This is a genomic window from Tabrizicola sp., assembly GCF_031377265.1.
Taxonomy (GTDB): domain Bacteria; phylum Pseudomonadota; class Alphaproteobacteria; order Rhodobacterales; family Rhodobacteraceae; genus JAUYQR01.
The window spans coordinates 1-5,851 of the sequence record NZ_JANMET010000030.1; the positions used below are offsets into that span (position 1 = coordinate 1).

At 60.1% G+C, this 5,851-nt stretch carries 9 protein-coding genes; 5 read left to right on the forward strand and 4 right to left on the reverse strand.

Annotated features, from left to right (window positions below):
• Together RMO18_RS01760 and RMO18_RS01765 are read left to right on the forward strand one after the other, a co-directional pair.
• Positions 1 to 828 (forward strand): arginyltransferase (locus RMO18_RS01760; RefSeq protein ID WP_309663576.1); only part of this gene is annotated, 828 nt, incomplete at its 5' end.
• Positions 825 to 1,229: a VOC family protein gene (locus RMO18_RS01765; RefSeq protein WP_309663577.1), complete on the forward strand. Its 405-nt coding sequence runs from the start codon at positions 825 to 827 to the stop codon at positions 1,227 to 1,229. The genes RMO18_RS01760 and RMO18_RS01765, both read left to right, overlap by 4 nt.
• Here the strand turns inward: RMO18_RS01765 and RMO18_RS01770 are convergent.
• From RMO18_RS01770 to RMO18_RS01785, 4 genes are read right to left on the reverse strand one after another with little or no spacing between them, the layout of a single operon-like run.
• On the reverse strand, positions 1,214 to 1,675 hold the full coding sequence (locus tag RMO18_RS01770) for a DMT family transporter (RefSeq protein ID WP_309663579.1): 462 nt from the start codon (positions 1,673 to 1,675) through the stop codon (positions 1,214 to 1,216). The genes RMO18_RS01765 and RMO18_RS01770 overlap by 16 nt on opposite strands.
• Positions 1,665 to 1,883 carry a 4-oxalocrotonate tautomerase family protein gene (locus RMO18_RS01775; RefSeq protein WP_309663581.1) on the reverse strand — a complete coding sequence of 73 codons (219 nt, stop codon included), beginning with the start codon at positions 1,881 to 1,883 and terminating at the stop codon, positions 1,665 to 1,667. Before RMO18_RS01775 ends, RMO18_RS01770 begins: the two co-directional genes overlap by 11 nt.
• 1 nt (position 1,884) lies before the next feature.
• Positions 1,885 to 2,262 carry a nuclear transport factor 2 family protein gene (locus RMO18_RS01780; RefSeq protein ID WP_309663583.1) on the reverse strand — a complete coding sequence of 126 codons (378 nt, stop codon included), beginning with the start codon at positions 2,260 to 2,262 and terminating at the stop codon, positions 1,885 to 1,887.
• Positions 2,263 to 2,281: 19 nt separating this feature from the next.
• Positions 2,282 to 2,890, reverse strand: a complete 609-nt coding sequence (locus RMO18_RS01785; RefSeq protein WP_309663584.1) for a glutathione binding-like protein — start codon at positions 2,888 to 2,890, stop codon at positions 2,282 to 2,284.
• Between the two features lie 121 nt (positions 2,891 to 3,011).
• On the opposite strand from RMO18_RS01785, the gene RMO18_RS01790 reads away from it, so the two are divergent.
• The 3 genes from RMO18_RS01790 to RMO18_RS01800 all read left to right on the forward strand — a co-directional run bounded on the left by RMO18_RS01790 (position 3,012) and on the right by RMO18_RS01800 (position 5,812).
• A complete protein-coding gene (locus RMO18_RS01790; RefSeq protein ID WP_309663586.1) occupies positions 3,012 to 3,374 on the forward strand; it encodes a helix-turn-helix domain-containing protein in 363 nt (120 codons plus the stop codon).
• A 135-nt stretch (positions 3,375 to 3,509) separates the two neighbouring features.
• Positions 3,510 to 4,124 (forward strand): TRAP transporter small permease subunit, encoded by a 615-nt coding sequence (locus RMO18_RS01795; protein WP_309663588.1) that lies wholly within the window; start codon positions 3,510 to 3,512, stop codon positions 4,122 to 4,124.
• A complete protein-coding gene (locus RMO18_RS01800; protein ID WP_309663589.1) occupies positions 4,121 to 5,812 on the forward strand; it encodes a TRAP transporter large permease subunit in 1,692 nt (563 codons plus the stop codon). Before RMO18_RS01795 ends, RMO18_RS01800 begins: the two co-directional genes overlap by 4 nt.
• Positions 5,813 to 5,851 lie beyond the last annotated feature (39 nt).

Here is a 5,851-nt window from a genome sequence, read left to right on the forward strand (position 1 = left end):
CATTCCCTGCCCATCGCGCCTCAGTTCTATGTGACGGCCCCGCAACCATGCCCCTATCTTGTCGGGCGGATGGAGCGGAAACTGTTCACTGCCTTGCAAGGCGAACATGCGCAGCTGCTGAACGATACACTGTCGAAGCAGGGCTTTCGGCGCAGCCAGAATGTGCTGTATCGGCCCTCTTGTGCGGAATGTTCAGCCTGCCTTTCGGCCCGCATCCGGGTGGCGGATTTCGTACCCTCAAAGACCCATCGGCGGATTTTGCGCCGCAGCGCACACCTGCGTCGCAATGCCACCAGCCCATGGGCCACCGAAGATCAGTTCACCCTGTTCCGCCGCTATCTGGACAGTCGCCACGCCGATGGCGGGATGGCCGACATGGATATCTTCGAGTTTGCGGCGATGATCGAGGAAACTCCGATCAAAAGCCGGGTCATCGAATACACCCGCCCCGCGCAGGACGGCGAGCGTGGCCGCCCGCTTGCAGCGGTTTGCCTGACCGATGTGTTCGACGACGGTCTGTCCATGGTCTACAGTTTCTATGACCCGGATCTGGCGGAGCTCAGCCTTGGCACGCATGTGATCCTGGACCATGTTGCCATCGCGCGCGAAGCAGGGCTGCCCTATGTCTACCTTGGGTATTGGGTGCCGGGCAGCCGCAAGATGGGCTACAAGGCCGGGTTTTCCGCCGTCGAGATTTACAAAAACGGGGGCTGGTGCCCGATTGGCGACCCGGCGGACCACGGGTCTGAATTGCATCCATTGTCGGTGGACCCGATCTCGGAACAGGTGGCGCGGATCAACCTGCCGGACACCCGGATCAAGGAATGACCGCATCGCAGGCCCGGATTTCCGCGCTGGCGCTGGTGGTGCCGGACTATGATGCAGCGATTGCGTTCTATGTGGGCAAGCTTGGCTTTACCTTGTGCGAGGATATCGATCAGGGCCGCAAGCGCTGGGTCACGGTCGCGCCACCTGGGGGTGGGGCACGGCTGGTGCTGGCGCGCGCAGAAGGGGCTGAACAGCATGCCGCGATCGGCAATCAGGCGGGCGGCCGGGTGTTCTTGTTCCTGCAGACCGACGACTTTTCCCGCGACCATGCGATGATGCTGGCCGCAGGTGTGACCTTCGAGGAAGCCCCGCGCCATGAGCCTTACGGATCAGTGGCCGTCTGGCGCGACCCGTTCGGCAACCGCTGGGACCTTATCGGCCCGGTTCAGGCACCGCTCTGAGCCTTTTGGCAGACCACAACGCCTGCGGCCATCAACCCAAGGCCCCAGAGGCGTAAGGCCGACACCGGCCGTGGCGGCAACCCTGTCAATCCGAAATGGTCGATCAGCGCGGCGGTAGCGATCTGCCCCAAAAGCACAAACAGGATCGCATTGCCCAGGCCGAACCTTGGGGCGACAGTGGTGATCGACACCAGATAGAAGGCGATCAGCACCCCGCCCAGAAACAGGGCCTTTGGCTGCGCAGGCACCAGACGCAACGCCCCTGCCCCGCCAGACAGGATCAAACCTCCGGCGACAACGACAAAGGCGACCGCGAACAGAACCGCCGCCGCAGCCACAGGCGATCCGATCCGTTGACCAAGCGCCGCGTTGAGGCTAGCGAGGACAGGTACCCCTGCCCCCGCGGCTAGCATCAGCAACGCATCGCGAAGCGAATCAGCCGCCATTTGCGGCTTTCAGGCTGGCGCGGTAGGCTTCGACCGGCAGGCCACCGATGCCCCAGTCCTCCATATCCACCACATCGACCACCACAAAGGTGGTGGCCGGGGCCTTGTTCAGCACCCGCTGCAACAGGTCGGTGACCCCATGGATCAGCTTGGCCTTCTGTTCGGCAGTGGCACCCTCGCGGGTGATCTTGATGTTGACGTAGGGCATCTCAGGCCTCCTGATAGAAATCAAAGACTTTGGAGATTATCTGCCAACGACCGTCGAGCTTGATCAGTGTCAGGTAATCGGTGAAGCGTTTTGCGCCGATGGCGCAACGCACCACGGCACGCGCGGTAACCAGTCCGGCGAATTCGATCGACACGATTTCATCGCGCCGGATCTCGCCTCGCGAGGCCGGTGAAGGCCGCGCATCGACGACCGGGAAGTATTCAGCCATGTCGCGGTACAGCAGAGTGCCCTCCGTGACCGAAACATACTGTGCCTTGGGGTGAAACACCTGCCTTAAACGCACGGTGTCGGAGTGGTGCAGCCCGTCGAAGTAGGTCTGCAGAACCGGTATCACGGCATCATAATCTGATTGGGTCATTGAAGGGTGCCTCCAGCTTTCAGTTGATCAGGCCTTCAGCACGCAGCACGCGCTGAACCGAAGGGCGGGCGGAAACGCGTTCGACGTAGGCTTTCAGATTGGGCCAGCGTTCCAGCGCGATGCCGGTGAAGTTGGCCCAATTGGCCACCACGAAGGCATAGGCATCGGCAATGGTGAAATTCTCGCCAGTCATATGGCTACGCCCATCCGAAAGGCGATCTTCCAGCCAGGCAAACTTGCCAGCCACAGCCACGCGGGACGCTTCTCTTTCGGCATCGGTCGAGGCATCGTTGAACAACGGCCTGAATGCGACGTGAAGCTCGGTGCCGACATAATTCAGCACTTCGTTCACGCGCGCCCGCGCCAAGGTGCCGCCTACCGGCGTCAACCGATCATCCGCCGCACGGTCGCCCAAAAACTGCAGGATCGCCGGGCCCTCGGTCAGGATTTCGCCATCCACCTCCAAAACAGGTACTTTGCCATTGGGATTCACGGCGTTGAAATCAGCACCTGACGCGGTGATGCGCGTGTTCGTGTTAACCTGTTCCACCACGAACGCGCCACCGATCTCGGACAGTACGATATGCGAGGCCATCGAGCAGGCCGCAGGCTTGAAGTAGAGTTTCATTTCAGCATTCCTCGTTAAACATCCTGAGGAGCACTTGCTAACCCATAAGATAACCTTTGGTAACTAAAGTACTTGAGGTAACCAATACAATCCAGTATCCATGAGGTAACCGGAGGATCAAATGCCCCTAAAACGCCGCAAGAACCGCACCAGCCACCCGCCCTGCGCCCTGTCTGTCTGCATGTCGTTCATCGGCGGGGCGTGGACGACAAACATCATCTGGTATCTCAGCTCTGGCCCGCGCCGGTTTTCGGAACTGCGGGTCGATATCCCCCTCGTATCGGCCAAGGTGCTGACACAACGCTTGCGCGAGTTGGAGGAGCACGGCATCGTTAGCAGAACCGTGTTGGCCACCTCGCCGCCATCCGTAGAATATGCGCTGACAGAGTTGGGAGAAGAGTTCAAACCGGTGATTCAGGCGATCGTTGATGTCGGGCAAAAGCTGACAGCCGCAAAGACAGCGACAACCGACGCGGCTGCCTGATCACGCTGTTTCAGACCCTCCCCTCTCGTCAGCATTGACGTGAGACCTCAAACTGGCATAATTGGACAAGTTTTATTACCAGTTTGGACAGAACACGCCGCGCACTCAGACGGCGGAGACCTTGGGAGGGGAAAAATGCAGGCTTTAATTGCCCTGTCGCGCGGCATCGACCGTGTAACAGAGTTTGTCGGAAAATCGGTGATGTGGCTGATCTTTCTGGCAATCATCATCTCTGCCGGAAATGCCGTCATGCGAAAGGTGTTCAACTTTTCGTCTAACGCCTACCTTGAGATGCAGTGGTATCTCTTTGGCGCGGCGTTCCTGGGGGCAGCCGCCTACACGCTGCAGCAGAACGAGCATATCCGCATCGACATCTTCTACGGAACCCGCAGCAAACGCACCCGGCACTGGATCGACCTGATCGGGCACGTGTTCTTTCTGATGCCCTTCGTGATCCTGATGACGGTCCTGCTGGTGCCCTACGCGTGGCAGGCCTACCGGATTTCTGAATCGTCGAGCAATTCTGGCGGGCTTCTGGTCTGGCCCGCACGGGCAATCCTTGCGGCTGGCTTCATCTTGCTGATCCTTCAGGGTATTTCCGAGATCATCAAGAAAGTGGCCGTGATGCAGGGGTTGATAGACGACCCCCATCCGTTCGTGTCGGCGCATGAGGCGGCCGAACTTGAAGGCGCGGCTCTGGCGAAAGAAGTTGCGGAGCTGGAAAAAGCTGCCGGGGAGAAGCGGTCATGATGGAACTTATCGCCACGAACATGGCACCGATCATGTTCGCTTCGCTGATCATCTTTTTGCTGCTTGGCTATCCAGTTGCGTTTTCGCTGGCCGCAAATGGCTTGCTGTTCTTTGCCATCGGTGTCTGGCTCGCACCCTATTCTGCAGGCACGATCACCCTGGACTGGAGCCTGCTTGGCACCATGCCATCGCGGCTTTACGGCGTGATGTCGAACGAGACGTTGTTAGCCATCCCGTTCTTCACCTTCATGGGGATCGTGCTTGAACGGTCTGGCATGGCCGAGGACCTGCTGGATACGGTGGGTCAGTTGTTCGGCCCGATCCGGGGCGGTCTTGCCTATGCGGTGATCTTTGTCGGCGCGCTGCTGGCGGCAACGACCGGCGTGGTGGCGGCGTCAGTGATCGCGATGGGCTTGATTTCGCTGCCGATCATGCTGCGCTACGGCTATGACCGGCGGGTCGCGTCCGGGGTCATCGCCGCATCAGGAACGTTGGCACAAATCATTCCGCCCAGCCTTGTGCTGATCGTTCTGGCCGATCAGCTGGGTCGTTCGGTGGGTGACATGTATGCCGGCGCGATCATTCCGGGGCTGGTTCTGACCGGGCTTTATGTGGCCTACGTCCTTATCGTTTCGATCGTGCGGCCGAATTGGGTACCTGCCTTGCCGCTTGAAGCGCGCACGCTGGGCCACGGGATTACTTCGCTGATCGTGGCGCTGATTGCGGTGGTGGGTGTGGGTTACGGTGCGCATCTCTGGCTTTATGAGACACAGGGCGCGAATGCCGATATCCTTGGCGCCACCGTGGGCATCATCGCGATCTACGTCTATGCGCTGGTGGATAAGACCAGTGGTTTCAATTCGATGTCGCGGCTGGCCCAGCAAGTGATCATGGTGCTGATCCCGCCGCTGGCGTTGATTTTTCTGGTGCTTGGCACGATTTTCCTTGGCATCGCGACGCCGACGGAAGGCGGGGCGATGGGGGCAATCGGGTCGCTGCTGCTGGCGGCCATGAAGAACCGGCTGAACCTTACGGTGATCAAGCAGGCGCTGACGTCGACCACGCGGCTGTCGGCCTTCGTGATGTTCATCCTGATCGGCGCGCGGGTCTTCTCGCTGGCCTTTTACGGGGTGAACGGGCAGATCTGGGTCGAACATCTTTTGGTCGGTGTACCCGGCGGGCAGACCGGCTTTTTGATCTTTGTGTCGATCCTGGTGTTCCTTCTGGCCTTCTTTCTGGACTTCTTCGAGCTGGCCTTCATCATCGTGCCGCTGCTGATCGCCCCGGCCGAGGCGTTGGGGATCGATCTGATCTGGTTCGGGATCATCCTCGGGGTGAACATGCAGACCTCGTTCATGCACCCACCCTTCGGATTTGCGTTGTTCTACCTGCGATCGGTGGCACCAAGGTCGAGTTATCTCGACAAGGTTACCGGCATCAGGACGGCGGGGGTATCCACCGGCGAGATCTACTGGGGGGCGGTGCCGTTCGTGGTGATCCAGGTGGTCATGATCGGCCTGGTGATCGCCTTCCCCCAGATGGTGATGCATTACAAGGGTGTGCAGGTTGACCCCTCGACCGTCACGATCACCGTGCCAAAGCTGGTTCCGCTTGGGTCGACCGACGGACAAGGCGGACTGCCCGCTCTGGGCGCGCCGACGCTTGGTGCCCCGGTGGTCAACCCCTGACCCCGCCAAAGGCCGCGTCGCCCAAATCATCGGGCGGCG